The 22,964-nt window shown below is 71.3% G+C and carries 22 protein-coding genes and 1 pseudogene; 18 read left to right on the plus strand and 5 right to left on the minus strand.

The features are described 5' to 3' along the window. The first annotated feature begins 104 nt into the window (after nt 1-104). The 5 genes from ACWV17_RS24175 to ACWV17_RS24195 all read left to right on the plus strand — a co-directional run bounded on the left by ACWV17_RS24175 (nt 105) and on the right by ACWV17_RS24195 (nt 6,763). Nucleotides 105-1,595, plus strand: a complete 1,491-nt coding sequence (locus ACWV17_RS24175; protein WP_455361360.1) for an aldehyde dehydrogenase family protein — start codon at nt 105-107, stop codon at nt 1,593-1,595. Nucleotides 1,596-1,657: 62 nt separating this feature from the next. Continuing rightward, entirely contained in the window at nt 1,658-3,040 is a 1,383-nt protein-coding gene (locus ACWV17_RS24180) for an aminotransferase family protein (protein ID WP_455361361.1), read from the plus strand. A gap of 179 nt (nt 3,041-3,219) precedes the next feature. Beyond that, the gene (locus ACWV17_RS24185) at nt 3,220-4,743 is read left to right on the plus strand and encodes an APC family permease (protein WP_455361362.1); all 1,524 of its coding nucleotides are present in this window, start codon (nt 3,220-3,222) and stop codon (nt 4,741-4,743) included. Then, complete coding sequence (locus ACWV17_RS24190; protein ID WP_455361363.1) at nt 4,740-6,158, plus strand: aspartate ammonia-lyase; 1,419 nt, start codon at nt 4,740-4,742, stop codon at nt 6,156-6,158. The genes ACWV17_RS24185 and ACWV17_RS24190 overlap by 4 nt, the downstream gene beginning before the upstream one ends. Before the next feature lie 74 nt (nt 6,159-6,232). Then, a complete protein-coding gene (locus ACWV17_RS24195; RefSeq protein WP_455355724.1) occupies nt 6,233-6,763 on the plus strand; it encodes a copper chaperone PCu(A)C in 531 nt (176 codons plus the stop codon). 21 nt (nt 6,764-6,784) lie between these two features. Here ACWV17_RS24195 and ACWV17_RS24200 read toward each other — a convergent pair. Continuing rightward, nucleotides 6,785-7,258: pseudogene (locus tag ACWV17_RS24200) on the minus strand (polysaccharide deacetylase family protein); the annotation flags it as partial. 50 nt (nt 7,259-7,308) lie between these two features. On the opposite strand from ACWV17_RS24200, the gene ACWV17_RS24205 reads away from it, so the two are divergent. Continuing rightward, a complete protein-coding gene (locus tag ACWV17_RS24205; RefSeq protein WP_455361364.1) occupies nt 7,309-7,647 on the plus strand; it encodes a glycosyltransferase in 339 nt (112 codons plus the stop codon). An 89-nt stretch (nt 7,648-7,736) separates the two neighbouring features. On the opposite strand, the gene ACWV17_RS24210 is transcribed toward ACWV17_RS24205, so the two are convergent. After that, nucleotides 7,737-8,690: a DUF4394 domain-containing protein gene (locus tag ACWV17_RS24210; protein ID WP_455361365.1), complete on the minus strand. Its 954-nt coding sequence runs from the start codon at nt 8,688-8,690 to the stop codon at nt 7,737-7,739. Nucleotides 8,691-8,819: 129 nt separating this feature from the next. Between ACWV17_RS24210 and ACWV17_RS24215 the strand changes: the two genes are divergently transcribed. Together ACWV17_RS24215 and ACWV17_RS24220 are read left to right on the plus strand one after the other, a co-directional pair. Next, the gene (locus ACWV17_RS24215; RefSeq protein ID WP_455361366.1) at nt 8,820-11,279 is read left to right on the plus strand and encodes a SpoIIE family protein phosphatase; all 2,460 of its coding nucleotides are present in this window, start codon (nt 8,820-8,822) and stop codon (nt 11,277-11,279) included. Between the two features lie 69 nt (nt 11,280-11,348). Next, nucleotides 11,349-11,705 (plus strand): STAS domain-containing protein, encoded by a 357-nt coding sequence (locus tag ACWV17_RS24220; protein ID WP_455355729.1) that lies wholly within the window; start codon nt 11,349-11,351, stop codon nt 11,703-11,705. Between the two features lie 15 nt (nt 11,706-11,720). Here the strand turns inward: ACWV17_RS24220 and ACWV17_RS24225 are convergent, their stop codons facing one another. Continuing rightward, nucleotides 11,721-12,602: a YihY/virulence factor BrkB family protein gene (locus ACWV17_RS24225; protein ID WP_455355730.1), complete on the minus strand. Its 882-nt coding sequence runs from the start codon at nt 12,600-12,602 to the stop codon at nt 11,721-11,723. A gap of 77 nt (nt 12,603-12,679) precedes the next feature. Between ACWV17_RS24225 and ACWV17_RS24230 the strand changes: the two genes are divergently transcribed. Beyond that, nucleotides 12,680-13,198 (plus strand): MarR family winged helix-turn-helix transcriptional regulator, encoded by a 519-nt coding sequence (locus ACWV17_RS24230; protein WP_455361367.1) that lies wholly within the window; start codon nt 12,680-12,682, stop codon nt 13,196-13,198. Between the two features lie 19 nt (nt 13,199-13,217). Here ACWV17_RS24230 and ACWV17_RS24235 read toward each other — a convergent pair whose 3' ends face one another. Further along, nucleotides 13,218-14,417, minus strand: coding sequence for a PP2C family protein-serine/threonine phosphatase (locus tag ACWV17_RS24235; RefSeq protein ID WP_455361368.1), 1,200 nt, complete (start codon nt 14,415-14,417; stop codon nt 13,218-13,220). 134 nt (nt 14,418-14,551) lie between these two features. Here ACWV17_RS24235 and ACWV17_RS24240 point away from each other — a divergent pair, with 134 nt between their 5' ends. From ACWV17_RS24240 to ACWV17_RS24255, 4 genes are all read left to right on the plus strand, one after another. Then, a complete protein-coding gene (locus ACWV17_RS24240; protein ID WP_455361369.1) occupies nt 14,552-16,021 on the plus strand; it encodes a diacylglycerol/lipid kinase family protein in 1,470 nt (489 codons plus the stop codon). Nucleotides 16,022-16,172: 151 nt separating this feature from the next. Next, nucleotides 16,173-17,666: an APC family permease gene (locus tag ACWV17_RS24245; protein ID WP_455361370.1), complete on the plus strand. Its 1,494-nt coding sequence runs from the start codon at nt 16,173-16,175 to the stop codon at nt 17,664-17,666. A 1-nt stretch (nt 17,667) separates the two neighbouring features. After that, nucleotides 17,668-18,084 carry a universal stress protein gene (locus ACWV17_RS24250; protein ID WP_455355735.1) on the plus strand — a complete coding sequence of 139 codons (417 nt, stop codon included), beginning with the start codon at nt 17,668-17,670 and terminating at the stop codon, nt 18,082-18,084. Between the two features lie 115 nt (nt 18,085-18,199). Then, nucleotides 18,200-18,649, plus strand: coding sequence for an SRPBCC family protein (locus ACWV17_RS24255; RefSeq protein WP_455355736.1), 450 nt, complete (start codon nt 18,200-18,202; stop codon nt 18,647-18,649). Between the two features lie 91 nt (nt 18,650-18,740). On the opposite strand, the gene ACWV17_RS24260 is transcribed toward ACWV17_RS24255, so the two are convergent. Next, nucleotides 18,741-20,093 carry a preATP grasp domain-containing protein gene (locus ACWV17_RS24260; protein WP_455361371.1) on the minus strand — a complete coding sequence of 451 codons (1,353 nt, stop codon included), beginning with the start codon at nt 20,091-20,093 and terminating at the stop codon, nt 18,741-18,743. A 45-nt stretch (nt 20,094-20,138) separates the two neighbouring features. Between ACWV17_RS24260 and ACWV17_RS24265 the strand changes: the two genes are divergently transcribed. The 5 genes from ACWV17_RS24265 (at nt 20,139) to ACWV17_RS24285 (ending at nt 22,889) form a co-directional block, all read left to right on the plus strand. After that, nucleotides 20,139-21,161 carry an iron-containing redox enzyme family protein gene (locus tag ACWV17_RS24265; protein WP_455361372.1) on the plus strand — a complete coding sequence of 341 codons (1,023 nt, stop codon included), beginning with the start codon at nt 20,139-20,141 and terminating at the stop codon, nt 21,159-21,161. Next, the gene (locus tag ACWV17_RS24270) at nt 21,158-21,811 is read left to right on the plus strand and encodes a HemK2/MTQ2 family protein methyltransferase (protein WP_455361373.1); all 654 of its coding nucleotides are present in this window, start codon (nt 21,158-21,160) and stop codon (nt 21,809-21,811) included. Before ACWV17_RS24265 ends, ACWV17_RS24270 begins: the two co-directional genes overlap by 4 nt. Then, nucleotides 21,792-21,989, plus strand: a complete 198-nt coding sequence (locus ACWV17_RS24275; RefSeq protein WP_455361374.1) for a CDGSH iron-sulfur domain-containing protein — start codon at nt 21,792-21,794, stop codon at nt 21,987-21,989. Before ACWV17_RS24270 ends, ACWV17_RS24275 begins: the two co-directional genes overlap by 20 nt. 56 nt (nt 21,990-22,045) lie before the next feature. Next, complete coding sequence (locus tag ACWV17_RS24280) at nt 22,046-22,402, plus strand: PRC-barrel domain-containing protein (protein ID WP_455361375.1); 357 nt, start codon at nt 22,046-22,048, stop codon at nt 22,400-22,402. Between the two features lie 133 nt (nt 22,403-22,535). After that, nucleotides 22,536-22,889: a PRC-barrel domain-containing protein gene (locus ACWV17_RS24285; RefSeq protein WP_455355742.1), complete on the plus strand. Its 354-nt coding sequence runs from the start codon at nt 22,536-22,538 to the stop codon at nt 22,887-22,889. Nucleotides 22,890-22,964 lie beyond the last annotated feature (75 nt).

Raw genomic sequence — 22,964 nt, forward strand, 5'->3', positions numbered from 1 at the left:
ACCTCTCCAGCCGTTGACACTCCCGACATCCATTGTTTGACTTTCGATTCAAAGAACCTCAAGGAACCCTGTGTCCCGGTGACGGATCCCGACAGGAGCCCCCTATGAACACCACCCCGCACACCCATGCCGAATGGCAGCGGCGCGCCGAGGGACTCGGCCCCCGTACCCGGGCCTTCGTCGACGGAGACTGGACCACCGCCGAGGGCGGCGTCTTCGCCACCGTCGACCCGGCCACGGGCAAGACCACCGCCGAGGTCGCCGCATGCGACTCCCCCGAGGTGGACGCCGCCGTGGCAGCCGCCCGCCGGGCCTTCGACGACGGCCGCTGGTCCCGGCTCGCTCCCGCCGCGCGCAAGAAGCGGCTGCTGCGCCTCGCCGGGCTGATCGAGGAGCACGGCGCGGAGCTGGCCCTGCTGGACACCCTCGACATGGGCAAGCCCATCTCCGAGTCGTTCGGCACCGACGTACCGGGAGCGGCCGGCTGCTTCGCCTGGCACGCCGAGGCCGCCGACAAGCTGTACGGCGAGACCGCGCCCACCGGCCCCGGTGAACTCGCCCTCGTCCAGCGGGTCCCACTCGGCGTCGTCGGCGCGGTCGTCCCCTGGAACTTCCCGCTCGACCTGGCCTCGTGGAAGCTCGCGCCCGCGCTCGCCGCCGGAAACTCCGTCGTTCTCAAACCGGCCGAGCAGTCACCGTTGTCCGCCCTGCTGCTGGCCGAACTCGCCGCGGAGGCCGGCATCCCCGACGGCGTACTCAACGTGGTGCCCGGCCTCGGGGCGACGGCCGGCCGCGCGCTGGGCCTGCACCCCGATGTGGACGTACTCGCCTTCACCGGTTCGACCGCGGTGGCAAAGCTGTTCCAGCAGTACGCCGGGCAGTCCAACATGAAGCAGGTCTGGCCGGAGGCCGGCGGCAAGAGCCCGAACCTGGTCTTCGCCGACGCGGACCTCGCCGCCGCGGCCGAACGGGCCGCCTGGGGCTTCTGCTACAACGCCGGACAGGTCTGCTCGGCCAACACCCGGCTGCTCGTCCAGGCCGACATCGCCGAGGGGTTCGTGCACGAGGTCGCCCGGCACGCCGCCTCGTACGTCCCCGGCGACCCCCTCGATCCCGCCACCCGGCTCGGCCCGCTCGTCGACGAGCGTCAGGTGGACCGGCTGGTCGCCGCGCTGGAGGGCGCCCGGTCGGACGGCGGGCGGATCGTGACCGGCGGCCGGCGGCCCGAAGGCCCCGGTGCGTACCTCGAACCGGCCGTCGTCACCGGCCTGTCCGCCGGCCATCCGCTGGTCCGCGAGGAACTGTTCGGCCCGGTACTGGCGGTGGTGCCTTTCACCGACGAGGCCGAGGCGGTCCGGCTGGCCAACGACAGCCCGTACGGCCTCGCCGCCTCCGTGTGGACGGGCGACCTCGCCCGCGCCCACCGCGTCGCCGGCTCCCTGCACGCCGGGACCGTCTCGGTCAACACCGTCGACGCACTCAGCCCGCTCACTCCGTTCGGCGGCTTCAAGCAGTCCGGCCACGGCCGGGACCTCTCCCCGCACGCACTCGACAAGTACACGGGCCTGAAGACGACCTGGATCACCTACGCATGACGGCCCGTCGCACCCCGCAAACCCCACTCTCCCCGCCCGTACGCCGGAAAGGAACCACACCTATGTCCCGCTCCCACCCCACCCGCCCTCTCCTGGCCGCCGAACTCGCCGCCGCCGACCGCGCCCACATCATCCACCCCTACCTGCCGGGCACCGTCGAGGAGCGGGTCGTCATGACCGAGGGCTCCGGCTGCCGGCTCACCGACGCCGACGGCCGCAGCTACCTCGACGCCACCGGCGGCCTGTGGCTCGCCCAGATCGGCCACGGCCGCGAGGAGGTCGCCCGGGCGGCGGCCGAGCAGATGGGCCGGCTGGAGTACTTCACCAGCTTCTGGGAGTTCTCCAACGACCGCGCCATCGAACTGGCCACCCGCCTGACGTCCCTCGCCCCCGAGGGCCTGGGCCACGTCTACTTCACCTCGGGCGGCTCCGAGGGCAACGAGGCCGCCATCAAGATGGCCCGCTACTACCACCACCGCCGCGGCGACACCTCGCGCACCTGGGTCCTGGCCCGGCACAAGGCGTACCACGGCGTCGCCTACGGCGGCGGCTCGGCCACGGGCTTCCCGGTCTACCACGAGGGCTTCGCCCCGATGATGCCGCACGTCTCGCACCTGACCCCGCCGTGGCCGTACCGGACCGAGCTGTACGGCGGCGAGGCGCGCACCCCCGAAGCGGTCACCGACTTCCTGATCCGCGAACTCGAGGAGCGCATCGCCGAGATCGGGGGCGAGAACATCGCCGCGATGATCGGCGAACCCATCATGGGCGTCGGCGGCATGCTCGTGCCGCCGGACGACTACTGGCCGCGGGTCCGCGCGGTCCTGGACCGGCACGGCATCCTGCTCATCCTCGACGAGGTCGTCACCGCGTACGGACGCGTCGGCCAGTGGTTCGCCGCCCAGCACTTCGGCGTGACCCCCGACATCATCGTCACCGCCAAGGGCATCACCTCCGGCTACATCCCGCTCGGCGCCCTGCTGGTCGGCGACCACGTCGCCGAGGTCCTGCTGCGCGACCACGGCTTCCCGATGGGCTACACCTACAACGGCCACCCGGTGGCCGCCGCCGTCGCCCTGGCGAACCTCGACATCATCGAGCGGGAAGGACTGCTGGGCCGCGCCACCGAGATCGGCGCCCACTTGCACGCCGAGCTCCAGGCCCAGCTCGGCGACCTGCCAGTGGTCGGTGAGGTCCGCTCGGTGGGCGCGATGCTCGCCGTCGAACTCGTCGCCGACCGGGAGACCCGCGAGCCGCTCCCGATGCTCCAGCCGCTGCTGCCCGATCTCATCCGCCGCGAGACCGGAGTCATCGTCCGCGACTGCGCCCACAGCCTCGTGCTGTCCCCGCCGCTGATCATGACGGAGGCCGAGGCCAAGGAGACCGTGTCCGCGATGCGCTCCGTCCTGGAGCGCACGCTCCCCACCGGCGAGGTCCGGAACTGACGGCGCGGGCCGACGGCCCCCGCCGGCCGTCGGCCCGGCCCTCCCCCGCCACCCGACAACCGACACCCCCTGCCTCCCGCACCACCGCAGCCCCATCCCGGCCCCGTCGCCGGAGCGCGCACCACCCCACCCTCATCCCTCCACGCGCCGCCCCGGGCGCGTCCCGTTCAGGAGGATCCGTGCCCGCACTTCCCGCTCCAGCCGTCCCGACCACCACGACCGCCCCACCCCCCGTCCCCCACCTGAAGCGAAGCCTGCGCCGCTTCGACATCATGGCCATGGGTATCGCCGCCGTGATCTCCTTCGACGTCGTCGGACAGATCGCCACCGGCGGCGGCGAAGCACTCACCTGGACGGCCGCCCTCGCGCTGCTGTTCCTCGTCCCCTACGCCCTGCTCTTCGCCGAGACCGGAGCGGCCTTCCCGCAGGAAGGCGGACCGTACGTCTGGGTCAAGCTCGCCTTCGGCCGGCTCACCGCCGCGCTCACCACGCTCTTCTACTGGGTCACCAACCCCGTGTGGCTGGGCGGCTCCCTGGTCTTCGCGGCGGCGCAGGCGTGGGACGGCTTCGTCTTCCCCCTCGGCAGCGGCACCGTCGCCGACTACACCTTCAAGCTGACCTTCATCTGGATCTCCATCCTCACCGCGGTCATCTCCCTGCGCCGCGGCAAGTGGATCACCACCGCCGGCGCGGTGGCCAAGGTCGGCCTCGTCCTCCTCTTCACCGGAACCGCTCTCGTCTACGGCAGCCGGCACGGCTTCGCGGGCCTGCACGACGCGCAGCTCTCCCCCACCACCGCGGGCTTCCTCGGACTCGTACCCGTCCTGCTCTTCGCGTACGTCGGCTTCGAGGCGCCCAACGCCGCCGGCGACGAGATGCACGACCCCAAACGCGACGTGCCCGTCTCGATCGGCGTCTCGGCCGGTGTCGCCGCCTGCTGCTACCTCCTGCCGGTCCTCGCGATCCTCGCCGTCGCCCCCGCCAACGAGGTCACCGGGATCGGCGGCTTCCTGGACGCCACCGCACTCGTCTTCGGCGTCTACGGCGGCTGGGGCGGCCCGCTGCTCACCACCGCCGCCGTCCTGTTCGTCTTCGCGCTGCTGACCCAGGGCAGCGCCTGGATGATCGTCAGCGACCGGATGCAGGCCATGGCGGCCGCCGACGGCGGATTCTTCGGCCGCTCGCTCGGCGCGTTCCACGACCGGCTCGGCACCCCCGTCCGCATGAACCTGCTCTCCGGGGTCACCGCCACCGTCTTCATGGTCGCGGCGATGAACCTGGTGAGCGGCGACACCGGAGCGGTCTTCGGCGTCGTCCTCACCGTGGCGATCACCACGCTGCTGCTGTCCTATCTCGTGATCGTCCCGGCCCTGCTCGCCCTGCACCTGCGGCATGGCGAGGTCCTGCGCCCCTACCGGGTCCCCTTCGGCACCACCGGTTTCCGGATCTGCGCGGCCCTCGTCTTCGGCTGGATCCTCCTGGGCTCCTGGACAGCGCTCTTCCCCGGCACCCTCGAACCGCTGCTGGGCGTGCCGTACGACTTCCACGACACCTGGGGCGTCTCGCGGACGGCCTTCGAGGCCTTCACGCTCGGCACCGTGGTGCTCCTGCTCGCCGTCGGCGTACTCGGCCGGGCCCTCGGCGCGGCCCGCGACCGGCGCACGTCCGGCCCCCTCACCGCACCCCTGGAGCGACAGCTGTGACCACGACGGACCTGGTCCGCACGGAGCACGACCTGCTGGGCGACCGTCCCGTACCGGCCGACGCCTACTACGGGGTGCACACGCTGCGCGCCCTGGAGAACTTTCCCATCACCGGTACGCCCATCGGCGCCTGCCCCGACCTCATCACCGCGCTCGCCCTCGTCAAGCAGGCGGCGGCACTGGCCAACCGCGACGCGGGGATCCTGGACCCGGTCCGGTGCGACGCCATCACCGGGGCGTGCGAGGACATCAGGCGCGGAGAGCTGCACGAGCAGTTCGTCGTGGACGTCGTCCAGGGCGGCGCCGGCACCTCGACCAACATGAACGCCAACGAGGTGATAGCCAACCGGGCGCTGGAACGGCTCGGACTGCCGCGGGGCGCGTACGACCGGCTGCATCCGCTGGAGCACGTCAATCTGAGCCAGAGCACCAACGACGCGTATCCCACAGCCGTCAGGATCGCGCTGTACCTCGGAGCCCGGCGGCTCCGGGCGGCCCTGGCGGAGCTGGCCGCCGCGTTCGCGGGCAAGGCCGACGAGTTCGCGGACGTGGCCAAGACGGGCCGTACCCAGTTGCAGGACGCGGTCCCCATGACGCTGGGTCAGGAGTTCGGCACGTACGCGGCGATGACCACCGAGGACACCGAGCGGCTGGCGGAGGCGGCCGCGCTGCTCACGGAAATCAACCTCGGCGGGACCGCCATCGGTACCGGACTCAACGCACCCGCCGGCTACCCGGAGTCGGCCCGCCGGCATCTGGCCGCACTCACCGGCATCCCGGTCACGACCGCGGCCGACCTGGTGGCGGCCACCCAGGACGTCGGGGCGTTCGTGCAGTTGTCCGGCGTCCTCAGGCGAGCGGCGCTGAAACTCTCCAAGATCTGCAACGATCTGCGGCTGCTGTCCTCCGGCCCCCGCGCCGGACTGTCGGAGATCAGTCTTCCGCCGGTCCAGGCCGGCTCCAGCATCATGCCGGGGAAGGTCAACCCGGTGATCCCGGAGGTGGTCAACCAGGTCGCGTTCCAGGTGATCGGCAACGACGTCACGGTGTGCATGGCCGCCGAGGCCGGTCAGCTCCAGCTCAACGCCTTCGAGCCGGTCATCGCGCACCGTCTCTTTGAGTCACTGGCCCATCTCACCAGTGCCTGCCGGACCCTGACGGGCCGGTGCGTCAGGGGCATCACCGCGAACGAGGAGCAGCTGCGCCGCACGGCCGAGCACTCCATCGGGGTGGTCACCGCCCTCAACCCCTACATCGGTTACCCGGCCGCCACCGACGTGGCCGCGGAGGCACTCGCCACCGGTCACAGTGTCACCGCGCTGGTGGTCAGGCGCGGCCTGCTCACGCCGGAACAGATCAGCGACATCCTCCGGCCGGAGAAGCTGATCCCGTCCCGAACTGCCGTGCGAGGGTAGGGCGGGCCGGTGGCAGCCCGCCCGGAATGGTGGTTCGGTTGAGAACCGAAGCCGTATTCGGGAGGTGCCCCGCCATGCCGCACGCTCGTCACCGGTGCCGTGGCCGTTCAGCCCTGGCGACTGTCATAGTCGGCCTTGCCCTGGTCCTGAGCGGCTGCGGATCCGACGAGGGATTCGATCCGGAGGAGTGGAACGCTCCGGGCCAGAACGCCCGCGTCGGCTCGGTCCTGATCCGGTACGCCCATCTGGCCGAACCCCGCGCCGAGCCGTGGAAGGCGGGCGACGACGTGCCGGCCTATCTGTGGCTGGTCAACGAGGGCTCGGAGCCGGACACCCTGCTCGGCGCGAGCACTCCGGCGGCTGCGTCCGTGGACCTCGTGCAGCCCGACGGAAAGCAGCTCCCCGAGGGGCTGCCCCTGCAGCCCGGACGACTCTACCAGCTGGAACCCGGCAAGACCCATCTGGTGCTGCGGGACGTGCGCCAGACGATCCGGGGCGGCGACTACGTGAAGGTCACCGTGCGCTTCGAGAAGGGTGGATCGGCCACCCTGAACGTGCCGGCACAGCGGCCCGCGTACGACGAGAGTCCCTCACCCCTGCCGTGAGCCGGGTTCAGAACCGACCCAGTCGTGCAGCAGCACCGTCGCGCCCCCGCGCAGCGTCCTGGTCACCTCGTCGAGCACGCTGTCGGGGGTGGCCCACGCGGTCCAGTCCCGTCCCCAGGCGGACCAGAGCACCGGTGACAGCCCGGCCCGGCGCGCGGCCGCCCACCGGCCGCCGGTGAGGACGCCGTACGCGGGCCGGTACCAGCGGGGCTGTTCGCCCGACACGCGGCGCACGGCCGCCGCCGCACGCGCCACGTCGCGCGCGTCCCGGCCCGGCCGGGGGCTCCACGGCCGCTCGTGAGCCCAGCCGTGTACGGCGAGTTCATGGCCCTCGGCCGCGATCCGGCGCCCGAGGTCCGGGTACCGCTCCAGCCGGCTGCCCAGGACGAAGAACGTGGCCCGTACCGAGAGCCGGTCCAGTGCCGCGAGGAAGTGCGGCGTGCTCCCGGGGTCCGGGCCGTCGTCGAAGGTGAGCGCCACCCGGCCGCTTTCGCCCGGCATGCGCCCGGGCGGCCGCCGGTGCTCGTGGCTGCGGGAGCGTGGGGGTGGGCTCGGGACTGCCCGACACGGCTCGCTCGCTGGCCCGGCACGGCTGCCTGCCGGTACTGCTCTGCGGGCATGACGAGCGGCTGCGCCGCTGGGCCGCCGGGCTGCCGGGGGTGCTCGCTCTGGGCTGGGTGACCGACGTGGCGCAGCTGATGGCGTCAGCCCGGGTCTTGATCGACAACGCGGCCGGGCAGACGGCCGTCCAGGCCCTCGCCGCAGGCCTTCCCGTCATCGGCTACCGGCCCATCGCCGGTCACGGCGTCGAAGGCGTACGGCAGATGGCCGCGCGGGGCGTGTCCGCGTTCACCTCGGACGCCGCGCGGGTGATCAGCGACTGACCATTCGGGACAGACCCCTCAACTGATCGCCGCCGACGGCTGTGCCGGAGCAACCGCTCCGGCACAGCACGGTTCGTTCGGGACCGGGGTCAGCGCTGGTTCAGGGGCAGCGCGATGTCGGTGACCTGCCACTTCTTCGGGAAGTCGCCCAGCTTGCTCGCGGCCCCGTTCAGCAGGTTGATCTTGTAGAAGCGGAACCAGTCGTTGGTCTTCAGCGCCGCGAAGCCCAGGTTCTTGCCGGTCTTGGTGTTGTAGTAGATGTCGAAGCCGGCGTTGGTTCCGGGGTCGACGCCGAGGCTGCCGGTGGGGGACAGGATTCCGGAGTTGGCCGGGACCTGCAGGGAGACCCGGTTGTTGAGGGTGTCGATGTCGAACAGCGTCGTCCCGGTCGCCGCGTTGAGGTCGTTGTTCGTGTACGCGGCGCCGGTCACGCCGAGGGCGGGGGGCGCCTCCATGGCGTTACGCAGGTCGTCGTCCTCCTCGGTGGTCGAGTCGTCGACGTTGTGGCGCAGGTTCTGGCCGGTGTCGCTGATGACCCTCAGGCGGTTGGCGGCCGGGTTGAAGTCGACGCCGAAGAAGGTGCCTTCGAGGTCCTCCTGCAGCTGCGAGACCTTGGTCGCCCGGGCGTTGGCGGTGTTCAGGGTGTAGATTCCGCCGTCGTTTCCGACGCCGTAGAGCCGGCCGTTCTGGACCCGGAAGTCGATACCCACCAGCTTGGTGTCGCCGTTGCGCAGCCCGGAGACCTTGCCCAGCGACCACAGCTTCCAGGGCTTCTTCACGTAGAACTTGACCAGCTTCTGGTCCTTGGTGAGACCGATCGCGATCAGCTTCTTCTTGCCCTTGTCCTTGTGCTTGCCCTTGTCCTTGTGCTTGCCCTTGTCCTTGTCCTTCCTGCCCTTGTCCTTGTCCTTGTCCATGTCGGCGGCAGCGGTGGTGGTGTGCTCGGTCACCGCGGAGCGGGTGTCCGCGGTGGCGGCGGCCGGGGCCACGAGCGTGGCGGCGACGGCTGCTGCGGCGACGGCAGCGGACAGGTGTGTACGCATGATCACTCTCCTTGACGGATGCGGGACGCTCACGGATTGTGGGGCGACTCCACCGCCTGATTCGGAGCGGCATGCGACATAGATGGGTTAAACAGGGCAGATTCACCCGAACAGCCGCCAATCAGACGCATGGTTGCCGCACGACAACTGTGGCACTATGAGCCCGGGCGCACGCTCGGACCGCAAGGAGCAGGCAATGGGGAGGGGCGGGTGCCGGATGGCTGTCGGGCAGCAGGCGGGCCGGTGGCCCGACCGGTGAGCGGGGACGTACAGCGGGTCGAGGCGCTGGCCGCGACCGTGGAACAGCTGCGCCGCGACCTCGCCCTCGCGCAGGAGTCCGCCGACGCGCGGGCCCTGATCGGGATCGCCACCGGCATTCTGGTCGCGCGGGGGCACGGCGGCCCGACGGCAGCAGCGCGCTACCTGGAGGATCTCGCGGAAGCCGCCCGGCTCCCGCCGCTGGAGCTGGCGGCCGACGTCGTCAACGCCGCGTCCGACGACGCCTTCACCGAGGCACTGCCGACCGGTGCGGCGAACAAGGACACGGACCCGGACGCGGGCGAAGTCCCGGGCGCGGTCCTGCGCCTGAGAGCGGCGGAGGCGGGCTCGCTCTCCAGCGACCCCCAGTCCGCGGCCGAGTCACTGCTCGACCAGGCGCTCAGCCCCCTCGGGGCGCACGCGCTGGCCCTGTGGGCGGCCGGCCACGACGGTGCGCTGATACTGGCCGGCCACGCCGGCTTCCCGCGCGGCGAGGCCGAGCGGTGGAGGTACGTGCCACCCGGCGTCGGAACGCCCGCGCAGCAGGTGCTGGCCGAGCGCACCCCGCAGTGGCACGGTTCGCTGCCGGACGGCTCGCTCGGCATCGGCCACGGCCGCGGTAGTGCGGGAGCGCGAGCCGTGCTGCCCGCGGAGATCGCCGGTCGCATCCTCGGCGTCCTGGAGATCTGCTGGCCCCACCCTCAGCCGCCGCTCACCCCGGCCACCACCCGGCAGCTCGACGCGCTCGCCGATCTGTGCGCCCACACGCTGCCCGGTACCGACGTACGGGCGGCCGGCGGCGGCAGCGAACCCGGTGACGAGGTGAGCACGCTCGTCGACCTCGCCGACGGACTCCTCGACCCCGCGCTGGTCCTGCGGCCCCTGCTCGACGGCCAGGACGCCGTCACCGATTTCCGTATCGCCCACTCCAATGGGCACTTCACCGATCTGGCCGGACGCTCCCGGACCGCGGTCACCGGGATGAGCCTGCTGGAGGCGTACCCCCTGGCGGCACGGGACGGCGGACTGTACGAGCACGTCCTGCGCGTCCACGCCACGGGCGAGCCGTTCCATGCCGAACGACTGGCCCTCGGGGCCCTGGTCGACGACGTACCGCTCAGTGCCGTCGCCTCGGTGGGAATGGGCCGGTACGGCGACACCGTACTGCTCACCTGGCGCCTGGAGAACGAGGCGACGCGGCTGGCCGAACTGCTCCAGCACGCACAGCGGTTGGGGAGGATCGGCGGCTTCGAGGAGAACACCGTCAGCGGGCGGATCATCTGGAACAGCCAGTTGTTCTCCCTCTTCGGACTCCCGCCCAGCTCCTCCCCCGTACCGCTGGAGCGGCTGCACAAGCACGCCCATCCGGACGACTCGGTGGCCATCGGCCGTTTCCTGCGCACGCTGCTGCACCACCGGCACGCCGCCTCCACCGCTTTCCGGCTGCAACGCGCCGACGGCGTGGTGCGCCACATCCGCATCGTCGCCGAACCGGTCACCGACCCGTCCGGGCAGCTGCTCGCCGTCCGGGGCGCCTATCAGGACGTCTCCGCCCAGCACTGGACCGAGGTCGCCCTGGCCGCCACCCGTGACCGGCTCGCCGACTCCGAACAGCAGTCCGCCGAACGCAACCGGCTGGCCCTGCAGCTTCAGCAGGCGATCATGCCGCCCTCCCCGGCCCCGGTCGACACCTCCGGACTGCTGGTGTCCGTGCGCTACCGGCCCGCCGAGGAAGGCCACTTGGTCGGCGGCGACTGGTACGACGCGGTGATGCTGCCCACCAAGCAGGTGCTGCTCGCGGTCGGTGACGTGGCCGGGCACGGGATCAAGGCGGCGACGGGCATGGTCGTCCTGCGCAACGCGCTGCGCGGCCTCGCCGCCACCGGTTCCGGACCGGCGCAGCTGCTCGGCTGGCTGAACTCCGTGGCTCATCATCTGACCGACCAGGTGACGGCCACGGCGGTCTGCGGCATCTACGACCCCGCGACACGGCAGTTGCGGTGGGCACGGGCGGGCCACCCGCCGCCGGTGCTGGTCCGCGGCGACGAGTCAACGGCCCTGCCGCTGCCGGGCGGGATCCTGCTCGGGGCCACCGCCGAGGCGCCGTACGAGGAACACCTCGTCACGCTGGCAGCGGGCGACCGGCTGCTGATGTACACCGACGGGCTGATCGAGCGGCGCGACCGGTCTGTGCAGCAGTCACTGGACCACCTGATGGCCATCGCGCGGGAACCCGCGCCGGAGCTGGAGAAGTACCTGGACCGGCTGCTGACCCACAGCCGCTCCGACACCGACGACGACACGTGTCTGATCGGTGTGCACGTCGGATGACCTGGCTGCCCCCGTAATCACAGACACCGCGATCACAGCACCCCACACCACACCCCGAGAGAAGGAAACATGTCCCCCGAGGCCGAGAACCTGAACATCGAAGTCCGTATCCCCGACGACGGCACCGCCGTCCTGACCGTCGGGGGTGAGCTGGACCTCGACACCGCGACCCTTCTGCACACCCACCTGGCCAACCAGATCCACCATGGGCGCCACCATCTCGTGCTGGACCTCTCCGCTCTGGACTTCATGGACTCGTCGGGCCTCAACGTGGTGATCAAGGCCGCCCGCGAGACACGTCAGAACGACGGGAATCTCCACATCGCGGCGCCCACTCCGGCGGTTCACCGGCTGCTGGAGATCACCGGTATGAGCGCCGCCACCCCGATCCACGCCAGCGTCGAGGACGCGCTGGCGGCCCGGTGAACCGGTCGCCGGGGATCACCGCCGCTCCACCGCTGCGAGTTCGGCGTTGAACTGGGCTCCGACGAGGAGCGCGAGATTGGACAGCCACAGCCAGACGAGGAAGACGACGATCCCGGCCAGCGAGCCGTACAGGCGGTGATAGGTGCCGACGTGCGAGGAGTAGAGGGCGAAGCCGGCTGAGACCACCAGCCACAACGCCACGGCCAGGGCCCCTCCCACGGCCCGTCGCCGTACCCCCCGCGTCTCGGCGGGGCCGGTGCGGAAGAGAACCAGGACCATGACGGCGACCAGGCACAGCAGGAGGGGCCACTTCACCGTGTTCCAGGCGGTGCCGGCCGCGGCGTCCACCCCCAGGAGGCGGCCCGCGTAGCCGGCGAGCTCGCCCGTGAGCATGAGCATCACCGCGCTCGACACGAGCAGTACGAGCAGCACCCCGGCGGTCATGACCGTCCGCGGCGCCGTCCGCCACACCGGCCGGTGGTCGTCCGTGCCGTGCATGGCGTGCAGGGCGCGGCGGAACACGCCGAGGTAGCTCGACGCGGACCACAGCGCGCCGATCGCGCCGGTGACGGTCAGCAGCCACGCGGCGGTGTGCTCGTCCGCCATACCGGCGAGCGTGTCCTCGATGACCCCGCCCGACGCGGCCGGGACCACGGCCTTGACATGGCTGATGAGGTCGCTGGTCGCCGAGTCGCCGATGATCCCGATGGACGAGACGGTGACGAGCAGGGTGGGGAAGAGCGCGAGCACGGCGTAGTAGGTCAGCGCCGCGGCCCAGTCGGTCACGTCGTTGTTCCACACCGCGCCCGGGGTGCGGCGCAGTGCCGTCGTACAGTTTCTGCGGCTGGGCAGGCGGCTCCGGCGCAGGAGCACAGGCGGTGCCGTCGGGAGGTTCACTGGTTGCTCTTACCCGTGACCGTTGTCTCGATGCAAGCATCTGCGCCGGGACGCCGCGGCGGAGATATGGTTGCCGGGTGGAAAGCGCAAAGCGCAGCGGCGGCGACCCGCCGCCCCGGCGGTCCCGGGACGCCGCCAGGGCCGCGGGCGAGGCCATAGAGCTGCTCGAAGTCCTCTGGGAGCGGGGCCGGGACGCCGTTTCCTCCCATCCGGTGTCGCCTTCGCAACTGCGCGTGCTGTACAGCCTGGACCGCGAGGAGGGCATCAACCTCCGGACGCTGGGGGAGATGCTGGGCTCGGCACCCCCGTCGGTCAGCCGTCTCTGTGACCGGCTCGAAGCGCTGGGTTTCATCGAGCGCGGCCCCAGCCCGGTGAGCCGGCGAGAGCTGGAACTCCGCCTCACCGGTCAGGGGAAGGGCTATCTGCGGGAGTTGCGGGCCCGACGGGAAGAAGTCCTGCTCACATCGATCGCCGCCATGACGCCCACCGCACGCAAGGCGTTGGTGGAGGGGCTCACCGGTTTCCGGAACGCGGTGGACGAGGCGGAGGGCGCCCGTCGGCCCAGACCCGGCAACAGCACGGCGCGGTCCGCCTGACTCCCCCGCCCTGACGCGGCTACTGCCGCGCGGCGCCGTTGCCCTCGCCGTTCCCCTGCCGCCCGTGCCAGTCGAGGCAGAGCACCAGAGCGTCGTCCTCGAGGGGAGCCTCCCCGCGGTACGTGGCGAGTTCCCGCAGCACCGCTCCGGGTACCTGGGTGGGCGGCAGCAACCGGGTGCCGGTCAGGGAGCGGGCCAGGGCACGCTGCCCGTAGCTCTCGCCGCCCGGCGAGAGGGTGCCGTAGACACCGTCGCTGCCGAACAGCAGCCGGTCCCCCGGGAGCACCTCGCGCCGCTCGGTGACATAAGCGGTGTCCCCGAACATCCCGAGCGGCAGCTGGGCATCGAAGGTGACTGCCTCGACCACGCCCTCCCGCAGGCGCCACAGGCGCGGTGACCCGGCGTCGACCGCCTCCACCTCGCCGGTCGTGAGATCGAAGCGCAGCAGCAGCACCGCGACATGCGCGTCACCGCGGTAGTGGGCGTGCACCGCCTGGTCCGCCAGAGAGGCCTGGTCGGCGAGCCCGAGACCCGCCCGCCGCGCGTTGCGCAGGGCGTTGACCGCCAGGTTGGTCAGCAGCGCGGCCTCGACGCCCTCCCCCATACCGTTGCTGACGGTCAGGGTGAGGTGATCGGCGGAGACGGACCAGTCGAAGTTGTCGCCGAAGATCGCGTACGCGGGTTCGAGATGGGCACCGAGGGAGAACTCCGGGCGCGAGCACGAACGGCCGGGCAGCAGCTGCCACTGCATCTCGGCGGCGAGGGTGAGGCGCGCGGCACGGCGCGCCAGCAGGTACAGGTCGGTGTCGCGCTCGGCGACCAGGATCTCGTGCCCGAGGGCCTCGCAGATGTGCTGGATCTCCGGCAGCAGGGCCTGCGCGTAGCGCTCCTCGGGGAGCGTCACGGTGAGCACTCCCATGCGGTCACCACGGATGGTGACCGGCAGGTGGACCTGTACCGCCCCGGCTTCCCCGTCCGGCACCACGTACGGTTCCTGGGACCCGAAAGCGCGGCCCTGCGCGCTGTCGTGGATCGGGACCGGCTCCGTGGAGTACGGGATCTGCTCGACCGCCTGCAGCGACCTCAACCCGTAGTCGGCGAGCCTGAGGTCGACGCGCGTCGCCTCGTACTGCTCGCGCAGGGCCACCGTGACGACGTCGAGCAGCATGTGGGGTGCGGCGGCCCGCAGCGCACGCTCGACGGCAGCGATTCTGTCCACGTGATCCTGACTTCTCCGGCCCGGACGGGTCCCTGGGCACGTGCTCATTTTACGCGGCCCGATCAATAGTTGTCATCCGGCAATGCTGCGGCCGCGGGGGGCTGCGCGGCCCCTGGCGGGGTAGTCGCTGCACCATGAGACGACGGCTTCACCCGCTCGGGCTGCGGGACCGCTTCGAACCGCTCCTCGCCCGGACCGCCGACGGCGGGCTGCTCTGGTACGGCGCGGCCGCGCTGCTCGGTCTGGCCGGCGGACGCACTGCCCGCAGAGCCGCCCTGCGCGGAGCGGGGTCCTTCGCCCTCGCCTCCACGATCACCAGGACGCTCGCCAAGCCGTACACCCCGCCCGAGCGCCCGGTCGTGCACGCGCTGCCAGTCCTTCGGCGCTTCGCCGGGCGGCCGCGGGCGACACCGCACGCCGCCGGGTCGGCGGCCGCGGCCGCGGCCTTCACCGTCGGCGTCGCCCTGGAGTCACCGCGCCACGGAGTCGTCGTCGCGCCGCTCGCCGCGGCCGTCGCCGCCTCCCGCCTCCGGCCCGGCCTGCGCCCTGCGGGCGAGGTGCTGGCGGGGATCGCGGTCGGAGCCTGCGCCGCGGCGCTGACGTCGCGCTGGTGGCCGGTGATCCCGGACGCTCCGGCGGTGGCGGTACGTCCCCGGCTGCCGGCTCCCCCGCTGCCCGGCGGGGCCGGACTCACCCTGGTCGTCAATCCCGGGTCGGGTGCCGCGGTAGGCGCCGGACGCTCCGACGCCACGGCGGAACGGCTGCAGGAGCTGCTGCCCGAAGCGCGGATCACCGAACTCGGCCCGAAGGACGACCTGCCCGCGCTGCTGGAGCGGGCGGCACGCGAGACGGCCGAGCAGGGCGGCGCGCTCGGCGTGTGCGGCGGCGACGGAACCGTCAACGCCGCGGCGGAAGCGGCCGTCCGGCATCGTGTGCCGCTCGCCGTCTTCCCCGGCGGGACGTTCAACCACTTCGCCGCGGACCTCGGGATCGAGACCATGCAGGACGTCGTCCGCGCGGTGACCGGCGGCGACGCGGTCACCGTCGACCTCGGCCGGGCGTCGTCCCCGGACGGCAGCGAGGAGAAGGTCTTCCTGAACACCTTCAGCCTCGGCGTCTACCCCGAACTGGTCCACGCGCGGGAGAAGATGGAGGCGAGGATCGGCAAGTGGCCGGCCCTGGCCGTGGGCCTCGCCCGCGTCCTGTCCAGCAGCCGGCCGATCACCATCGCCGTCAACGGCCGCCCCCGGCGCCTGTGGCTGCTGTTCGCGGGCAACGGGGTCTACCAGCCGGCCGGCTTCGCGCCGACCTACCGGACGCGGCTCGACGACGGGCTGCTCGACATCCGCGCCGTGGACGGCAACACGCCCTGGGCCCGCACCCGGCTGCTGCTGGCCGTACTCACCGGGACGCTGCACAACTCCCGGGTGCTCGTGAGCGCGCAGCTGCGCACGCTGCGCATCGACGCGGTGAAGGGAGACCCCCACTTCGCGTACGACGGTGAGGTCGCCCGGGTCGCCGAAGGGAGCCTGGTACTGGGGAAGACCACTCGCGCGCTGACCGTCTACCGCCCGGCGGGCGGCGAGGACCCGTGGCTCGGCTGACTCCCCCGGCCGGCCTCGTCGACGTACGCCGTGGTCGCGGCCGTCACCCTGGGTAGCTGAAGCACCCGCGGTGTGCTGGACTGGATCCGTTGGGCTGTTCCTGCTGTTCCTATGGATCCACTGGATCCACGCACCACCGAAGCGAGGACACATGGCCGACGATGTCAGGGCTGCCGAATCGCCCCGTGGTCTGAAGCCCGACGCGATCGGTTTCGTCGACGCGCTCGTCATCGGCCTGAACTCCACCTCGCCGGCGTACTCGCTGGCGGCGGTCATCGGCCCGATCGTGGCGCTGGTGGGCATCTACGCCCCGGGGGTGGTGCTGGCGTCGTTCGTGCCGATGCTGCTCATCGCGTCGGCGTTCTTCTACCTCAACCGGGTGGACCAGGACTGCGGGACGACGTTCTCGTGGGTCACCCGGGCCATGGGGCCGTGGACCGGGTGGCTCGGCGGCTGGGCCATCATGATGACCGGCGTGCTGGTGGTCGGGTCGCTGGCCGATGTCGCGGTGACGTTCGGTCTGCTCGGTCTCGGCCTCGACAGCTGGGCCGCGAGCGACTTCGTACGCCAGTCGCTCACCGTGGTGGTCATTCTGCTGATGACGGCCGTGTGCGTCATCGGCACCGAGGCGTCGGCCCGGGTGCAGAACGTCCTCATCCTGGCCCAGGTCGCCTTCCTGCTCGTGTTCGCGGTGGTGGCGATCTACCGGGTCTACGCCGGCACCGGCTCGCTCGACTCCATCAAGCCGTCGATGGACTGGCTCAACCCCTTCGGGGCCGGAGGCGCGGCGCTGACCGGCGGCCTGCTGCTGGGTGTGTTCATGTACTGGGGCTGGGAGTCGGCGGTCAACCTCACCGAAGAGGTCGAGCACTCCGCCACCGCCCCCGGCAAGGCCGGTGTCTGGTCGACGGTCGTGCTGGTGGTGACCTATCTGTCGGTGGGCATCGCGGTGGTGGCCTACGCGGGTACGACCTTCCTGGCCGACAACGCCGACGAGGAGGAGGCGATCTTCGCCCTGCTCGCCGGCGAGGTGATGGGCGGCTGGGCCTGGGTCGTTCTGCTGTCCGTCTCGACGTCCGCGCTGGCCTCCACCCAGACGACCATCATCCCGGCGTCGCGCACGGCGCTGTCCATGGGACGCCGGCGGGCGCTGCCGTCGGTGTTCGCGCGCATCCACCCCCGGTTCCGTACTCCCCACGTGAGTACCTGGGGGGTCGCCGTGGTCGCCATCGCCTGGTACCTCGTCGTCAACCAGATCAGTGCCAACGCCCTCTTCGACTCACTGACGGCGCTGTCGCTGCTCATCGCGTTCTACTACGCGCTCACCGGCGTGGCCTGCGCGGTCTACTACCGCCGCCATCTGACCGAGAGCGTCCGCAACTTCGTCCTCATCGGCGTCGGTCCGCTGGTCGGCGCTGCGCTGCTGACCTGGCTGCTGGTGGAGTCGGTCATCGACATGTCCGATCCCGCGAACTCCTACAGCGGGGACTCCTGGTTCGGGCTCGGCCCGCCGCTCGTCATCGGCATCGGCATCGCCGCCACCGGACTGGTCATCATGTTCGCGCGGCGCCTGACGTCGGCCGCCTTCTGGTCGGAACGCCGCGGTGTCGCCGACCCCGAACTCGTCCACCGCAAGGAGCCCTGAGATGTCGGTCGTCCTGGGATACGACGAGTCCCCGGGCGCGGAGCGCGCCCTGCACGTCGCGGTCGAGGTGTCGGCGGCCTTCGGCGAGCCGCTGGTGCTCGTGTACGGCGCCGCGGCCCCCGGCGGTGCGGGCGAGGAGTACCAGAGCCACCTCGAGGCGATCCGCCAGGCGGGCCGCACCGCGCTCCGCCACGCCGTCGCAGCGGCGGACGAGGCCGGCGTGCCGACGACGGTGGAAATCATCGACGCGAAACCGGCGCAGGCGCTGATCGACGCCGCGTCACGTCACAACGCGCGGGTGATCGTGGTCGGCAGCTGGGGCGAGAGTCCTATGCGGGGTGCGCTGCTGGGCTCGACGCCGCACAAGCTGCTGCACCTGTCCCGTGTTCCGGTGCTCTGCGTTCCGACCGACGACTGAGCCGTCGGCAGACGCTGTACGAAGCAGACGCTGTCCGAAACCGCGCGATGAACGCGCGCAGCGGGGGTACGCGGGCTGAAGTGAAGACGGCTGAACCGACGGAAGGACGCAACTGATGTCGAAGGTGGAAGAGTCCATCGAGGTCCATGTGCCGGTCCGCATCGCCTACAACCAGTGGACTCAGTTCGAGACGTTCCCGGAGTTCATGGACGGCGTGGAGCGCATCGAGCAGCGCACCGACCGGCTCACCCACTGGGTGATCAGCGTGGACGGAGTGAGCCGGGAGTTCGACGCCGAGATCACCGAGCAGATCCCGGACGAGCGGGTCGCCTGGACCACTGTCGACGGGCAGAGCCACCAGGCCGGTGTGGTCACCTTCCACCGCCTGGCCGACGACCGGACCAAGGTGATGCTGCAGATGGACTTCGCCCCCGAGGGGATGCTGGAGACCGCCGGCGACAAGCTCGGCTTCGTCAAGCGCCAGGTCAAGGGCGATCTCGAACGCTTCAAGAAGTTCATCGAGTCCCGTGGCGGCGAGACCGGCGCCTGGCGCGGCCAGGTCTGAGCCGCGTACCCGCATCACACCCGAAGGCCCCGCCGGACATGCCGGCGGGGCCTTCGGGTGTGATGGCCCTCGGGTGTACAGGCCCCCGGGTCTACCGGGTCAGCCGCATCGCTTGCGCGAGCTGTGCTTCCAGCTCCGCCGTCCGCGCCGGCTCGGCCGCGATCACGGCGTACCGCCACGACCGTCCGTCCGCCGGTGCGTCCGCGTACAGCACCACGCCCTCGCCCCGCCCCGGATCCCAGCCCAGGCCGGTCGACCGCAGCAGCTTCTCGACGTCGGCGAAGCCGACTGCGGCACTCGACCGGCGCTTTCCGATCAGCCAGGCGGGGGAGGTCAGCCCCGCTGCCCGGCCGAGGCGGCCGACCATGGCCTCGGGTGTGGTGGTGGCGGTCCGCCGGACGTTGCTCTCCGTCGCGAACAGCGTCCCGTCCGAGGTGAGGACCGCGTCGACGCCGTACGGCCCCGCGTAGCCGCGGCCGTACAGGTGGCGACCGAGCGCCAGGCCCCACCGCTCCAGTTCGGCCACGGTCTCCCCGGCCACGCCGCGCAGCGGCGACACGTAACCGGTGAAGGAACCGTCGGTCGTACGCATCTCGCCGCTGAAGAGCGAGCGGGGCCCCTCCGGCCCCGTCTCCAGCTGGATGCTGACCGAGCGGTCCACATCGAGACACTCCTCCACGACCCAGGCCTCGTCCGCCGCGGCGAACTCGTCGAGTCCGTCCCGCTCCCAGGGGGCGTCCGCCGACCGGGTGCGGGAGCCGAACCACAGCCCGTGGCCGCCCGCGGAACGGTCCGGTTTGACGACCACGCGCGGGTAAACCTCCAGCAGTTCACCGACCGTCCGCGCGAGCCGGTCGCGACGGCACACGCGCCCGGGCGGCAGCCGCATACCGAGTTCGCCGGCCACGGCGCGGAAACCGGCCTTCGTGTTGAGCCGGGACGTCACGTCCAGGGCGCTCTCGTCCGGTCCGCCCGGCCCGTACGGCGCCACCGGCGCGCCCAGCTCCGCGGCGAGGGCCACCGCGGACCGGTCCAGGGCGGTGGGCAGCAGCCGCGCCCCCTCCCGCCGGGCGACGAGGTCGCGCAGCTCGCCGACCAGCCCGGCCCGGCGTACGGCGTCCGCCATGGACGCACCGGGCAGCGAGGGCACGGTCACCACCGTCACCGCGGCGGGCGGTACGTCGAGCAGCTCACCCGCGTACGCCCGGAACTCGGCGCCGAGCGGCACGGGAGTGACCAGCACATCACCGGCCCGCGCCAGCCAGACCTTCCGTGGTGCCTGCGCCGCCCACTGCCCCAGTACGCCCTGGGCACTGAGGTCCACAGCCACCTCGGACATGAAGTTCGCGTACACGATCAGAGGCGCCTCTTGCTCCACGATGCGGCTTCCCTCCCGTTCGCTGGTTCGATTCCGGTCCTCCACCCTGCCTCCCAGGGGGCTCATGTGCACCTCCTGTTGTGAACGCCCCGCGCGGGGTACAGGACGAATATGGCTATTGACCAGCAGGGACCCGCATTGCCACACGAGCGCGGAGAGCTTTCGGCAGCGGTGATCGGCTGTCTCCGGGGAGAGACGGCACTGCCCGACAGCGAGGCGGTGCGCCGGGCCGGGCCCTACGGGGACGATCTCCAGCTCGCTCTGTACGTGTGTTACGAACTGCACTACCGCGGCTTCGCGGGCGTGGACCCCGCACTCGAATGGGACCCGGCGCTGCTGAGCGTGCGGTCCTGGCTCGAAGACCGGTTCCTCACGGCCCTGCGCACCGACGCCACCCGCCACCACACCGTGGACGAGGCGCTGGGCGAACTGCTGCTGGAGCCCGTGCACGGCACCGGCGTCTCGTACTTCCTCCAGGACGAGGGAGAGCTGTGGCAGGTGCGCGAGTACGCGGCGCACCGATCCCTGTACCACCTGAAGGAGGCCGATCCGCACGCGTGGGTGCTCCCCCGGCTGTGGGGGCGCGCCAAGGCCGGGATGGCGGCCGTGGAGTTCGACGAGTTCGGCGGAGGACGGGCGGAGCGGGTACACGCTCAGCTCTTCGCCGACCTCATGACCGACCTGGATCTGGCCACCACCTACGGGGAGTATCTCGACGCGGCGTGCGCCGAAGTGCTGGCCACGGTGAACCTCATGTCCCTGCTGGGGTTGCACCGCCGGCTGCGCGGAGCGCTGGTGGGACACTTCGCCGCCGTCGAGGTGACCTCCTCCCCCGGATCCCGGCGGCTCGCGCTGGCCATGAAGCGCACCGGCGCCGGTCCGGCGGCGGAGTTCTTCTACTCCGAGCACGTCGAAGCCGACGCCGTGCACGAGCAGGTGGTCCGCCACGAGGTGGTCGACGGGCTCCTGGAGGAAGAACCGCACCTCGCGGCCGACATCGCGTTCGGCATCGATGCCACCGGGTACCTCGAGGACCGGCTCGCCGGGCATCTGTTGTCGGCATGGCGCGCCGGCGCATCGTCCCTGCGGGAGCCGCTGATCATCGCGCGGGATCCGGGTACCAGGCCAAGGTGAGGTTCATATCCCTGCCGGGCGTCTACGCCCCGCAAGACGACACCGCCCTGCTGGCCGGCGCTCTGCGCGAGGAACCGCTGCCCGCCGGGGCCCGGGTCCTCGACATCGCCACCGGCACCGGGGCGCTCGCCCTGGCAGCCGCCCGGCTGGGCGCCGACGTGACCGCCGTGGACATCTCCCGCCGGGCGGTACTGACCGCGCGGCTCAACGCCCGGCTGGCCCGCCTGCCGGTGCGCGTGCTGCGCGGCAACCTCCTCGCGCCCGTGGCGGGGCGGACGTACGACCTGATCCTGACCAACCCGCCCTACGTACCCGCGCCGCACGCCGCACTCCCCCGCTGGGGCGCCGCGCGCGCCTGGGACGCCGGGCACGACGGCCGGCTGCTGCTGGACCGCATCTGCCGGGAGGCGCCGCCCCTGCTCGGCCCCGGCGGCATACTGCTGATCGTGCACTCGGCACTGAGCGGGGAAGAGAACACTCTGCGGCAGCTGCGGGCGGCCGGCCTGGACGCCGTGGTCACCGACCGCCGTTACGTCGCCTTCGGACCGGTCCTGCGCGCCCGGCAGCGCTGGCTGCACACCCGGGGCCTGCTCGAAGCCGGCCAGAACAAGGAAGAGCTGGTGGTCATCCGTGCCCGACGCAACCGATGAGCCCCGGCGGATCACCCTCCAGCGAGAGGGCCCGATCCTGGTCGAGGGCCCCGTCGAAATCGTGCTGGAAGACGGCACGACCGCGAGGTCGGACCGTTTCTGCGTCGCGCTGTGCACCTGCCGTCGCAGCCGCCGGTACCCCTGGTGCGACACCAGCCACCGTCAACGAAGCTCATGAGTGACACACCGGCCGAACACCGCCACCCGGTGGGGTGGTTACGAGGAGGAGCAGACGTGATCGGTACTGCGGACATCCGTGAGTGGCGTACCCGCGACGTGGTCGACGCCGAGGGGCGCAAGGTCGGGACGCTGGAGGCGGTGTACGTCAATACCCGTACCGACGAACCGGCCATGGCCACGATCGTGACGGGACTTCCGACACGGCGCCGGCTTGCTTTCGTGCCACTCGTGAAGGCCGTCGTCGGTCCCGACTATGTCAAGGTCGCCTATTCCAGATCACTGGTGAAAGACGCGCCGTCGATGGGTTTGGACGATGTCCTGCCCGCCGAGAACGAGAAAGCGATTTTCGACCACTACGATCTGCCCTATGAGCCGGGCGCCGGTGGTGAACGCGTACTGGCCCGCGGCTGATCGGGAATTCTGTTCCGCAGGTGTGACGGAACTTCTCCGGGGCACACGAGGGCTGACGGCATCGAGAAAAACATTTCGCTCGCCCGTGTGAATTCCTCGAAAAATTCGAAGAACCCAAAGAAGGAGAATTTCCATGACTGAGAACATCTGGGGCTACCAGCCGACGACCGGCCACACCACGGGCAACAGCCTGATCGGTTACAAGGTCGAGGCGACGGACGGATCGATCGGCAAGGTCGACAAGCACTCCGACGACGTGGGTTCCGCGTATCTTGTCGTGGACACGGGCGTATGGATCTTCGGCAAGCACGTTCTCCTGCCGGCCGGCACGGTCACCCGGGTCGACGCGGCGGAGGAGAAGGTGTACGTCGACCGGACCAAGGAAGAGATCAAGAACGCCCCCGAGTTCGACAAGGACAAGCACATCGGTGATGCCGGATACCACGACCAGATCGGCGGCTACTACAGCGGCGGCCACCGCGCCTGACGTACAGGACCAGGGGCGAGGCCCGGCCGGCTCTCCGGCCGGGCTTCGCCGCGTGCCGGGACGCCTCACCGGAGC

It is taken from the genome of Streptomyces mabaensis, assembly GCF_053763515.1.

Excerpts from the sequence above, each read along its gene's own strand:
- ACWV17_RS24265 (WP_455361372.1), top strand. The coding sequence starts at position 20,139 with ATGGCTATTGACCAGCAGGGACCCGCATTGCCACACGAGCGCGGAGAG.
- ACWV17_RS24180 (WP_455361361.1), top strand. The coding sequence starts at position 1,658 with ATGTCCCGCTCCCACCCCACCCGCCCTCTCCTGGCCGCCGAACTCGCC.
- ACWV17_RS24260 (WP_455361371.1), bottom strand. The coding sequence starts at position 20,093 with ATGAGCCCCCTGGGAGGCAGGGTGGAGGACCGGAATCGAACCAGCGAA.
- ACWV17_RS24255 (WP_455355736.1), top strand. The coding sequence starts at position 18,200 with ATGTCGAAGGTGGAAGAGTCCATCGAGGTCCATGTGCCGGTCCGCATC.
- ACWV17_RS24195 (WP_455355724.1), top strand. The coding sequence starts at position 6,233 with ATGCCGCACGCTCGTCACCGGTGCCGTGGCCGTTCAGCCCTGGCGACT.
- ACWV17_RS24175 (WP_455361360.1), top strand. The coding sequence starts at position 105 with ATGAACACCACCCCGCACACCCATGCCGAATGGCAGCGGCGCGCCGAG.
- ACWV17_RS24215 (WP_455361366.1), top strand. The coding sequence starts at position 8,820 with ATGGTTGCCGCACGACAACTGTGGCACTATGAGCCCGGGCGCACGCTC.
- ACWV17_RS24220 (WP_455355729.1), top strand. The coding sequence starts at position 11,349 with ATGTCCCCCGAGGCCGAGAACCTGAACATCGAAGTCCGTATCCCCGAC.
- ACWV17_RS24250 (WP_455355735.1), top strand. The coding sequence starts at position 17,668 with ATGTCGGTCGTCCTGGGATACGACGAGTCCCCGGGCGCGGAGCGCGCC.
- ACWV17_RS24245 (WP_455361370.1), top strand. The coding sequence starts at position 16,173 with ATGGCCGACGATGTCAGGGCTGCCGAATCGCCCCGTGGTCTGAAGCCC.
- ACWV17_RS24240 (WP_455361369.1), top strand. The coding sequence starts at position 14,552 with ATGAGACGACGGCTTCACCCGCTCGGGCTGCGGGACCGCTTCGAACCG.
- ACWV17_RS24285 (WP_455355742.1), top strand. The coding sequence starts at position 22,536 with ATGACTGAGAACATCTGGGGCTACCAGCCGACGACCGGCCACACCACG.
- ACWV17_RS24210 (WP_455361365.1), bottom strand. The coding sequence starts at position 8,690 with ATGCGTACACACCTGTCCGCTGCCGTCGCCGCAGCAGCCGTCGCCGCC.